Raw genomic sequence first — 1599 nt, 5'->3', positions numbered from 1 at the left:
AGCCGGTCGAGGGCGGCGCCGAAGCGCGCGGCGGGATGGTAGCCGCCCTTGACCTTCAGGACGTATTCGCCCGCCTTGGCGAGCGGAAGGTTCTCCATCTTCGCGACCGCCCCGGGATTGGGGGCATTCTCGCCGCCGACGCGGACGCCGTCGGCGTCGAAGAGCTCGAGGCCCATGTGGACCTTTTCGCTGACCGGTCGGGCGCGGATCGTCACGGTGCCGGCGGGGAGTTGGACGCGATAGGTGTCGATCTCGTCGTTCGGATTGACGTAGCCCTTGTGGGTGCCCGGCTGGATCACCAAGGCGGTGTCCCGCGTGTCGCCCGCGTCCTGCTTGCTGCCTGCGTCGAAGAGCTCGGAGATCTCGACCTTGAAGCGGTGGTCCTTGTGCTGGTGGTCGTAGGAAGACCCGACCAGGACGTAATATTTGCCGCCGCCGTCCGTGGGCACCGGGAAGATAATCTGCTTGGCGTCGTTCTTCCCGCCGATGATCTCCTGATGGGCGATTTGCGTCTTTTGCGGGCTCTGCAGGCTGATCCCGGCGTAGGGGTTCAGATTTTCCTCATAAGTGTTGTCGGGATTGATGCGCACGCCCTTCTCGCCGGTCTCCAGCGAGACGACGATCTTCTGCCCCGGCTTCGCGTCGACGGAGAAATAATCGTATTGGTTCTGCTTTTGATGGTGGTTGAGGCGGAGGAGCTTGCCGACCGGGATGGGGACGGACGTCTCGTAGTTGTCGCCGCCGCGGATCTCCTCGCCGTAGACCGAGGAGCCCGCCTTCTGGATGACCAGGGACTCCTGAGTCAATTTCTGCAGGGTACCGGTCAGGCTGGCGGAGTCCTTGGCGTCGAAATACTGGCCTCCCGTGGCGCCGGCGATGGCCGCCAGCTGGTTCTTGGCGTTGGCGTCGACGTCGAAGCCGATCACGTTGATCTTGAGCTTGAAGCCCTTCGCGATCAGCGACTTCGCCACCGCGACCGGGTCGCCGCCGCAGCTCTCCTCGCCGTCGCTGACCAGGATGATGGTCTGGGCCTCGTCGGCGCCCATCACGAAGTCGTTGGCGGCCTGCTCGAGGGAATAGGCGATGGGCGTCTGGCCCAGCGGGGTGGCCGCGTTGACCACGCTTAAAAATTGCGGCTTGTTGATGGGGCCGAAGGGGATCACCAGCTCGGTGTCCTGGCAGCTCTTGGCCTTGTCCGCGGGGGGGACGCGGTGCGAGTAGAGGCGCAGCGCGACGATGGTGCCGTCGGGGATGCCCTGGACCATCGCGGTCAGGGACTTCTTCGCGGCGTCGATGCGCTTCTCGCCGCCGGAGAGGGCGTTCATCGAGCCGCTGACGTCGAGGATGTACTCGATGCGGGAGGCGGCGGAGGCCGTCGCGGCCGCCAGGGCCAGGCTTAAAATCGACAAGAAGGAAATGACGGATTTTTTCATAGGAATCCCCCCCTTTAGGGATGTCTCGTGACCGGGGAATCTAGCGAGAAGTTAAGGCGAAGGCCAGCGCTTTGTGGGCGAAGACTAGGGCCGGCAGCCGGGGGTTTGGCGGCAGAGGGCCTCGAGGTAGTCGACGATGCGGTTGCGGAAACCCTCGAGGTCCCAG

At 64.4% G+C, this 1599-nt stretch carries 1 protein-coding gene; it reads right to left on the bottom strand.

The window, feature by feature from the left end:
* A partial coding sequence (locus tag FBR05_15270) for a VWA domain-containing protein (protein MDL1873540.1) occupies positions 1-1433 on the bottom strand: 1433 nt, incomplete at its 3' end.
* Between the last annotated feature and the right edge of the window lie 166 nt (positions 1434-1599).

It is taken from the genome of Deltaproteobacteria bacterium PRO3, from assembly GCA_030263375.1.
Classification (GTDB): Bacteria; UBA10199; UBA10199; order DSSB01; family DSSB01; genus DSSB01.
Note: the sequence above shows the minus strand (reverse complement) of the source record. Positions and strands in the feature narration are given on the sequence as shown.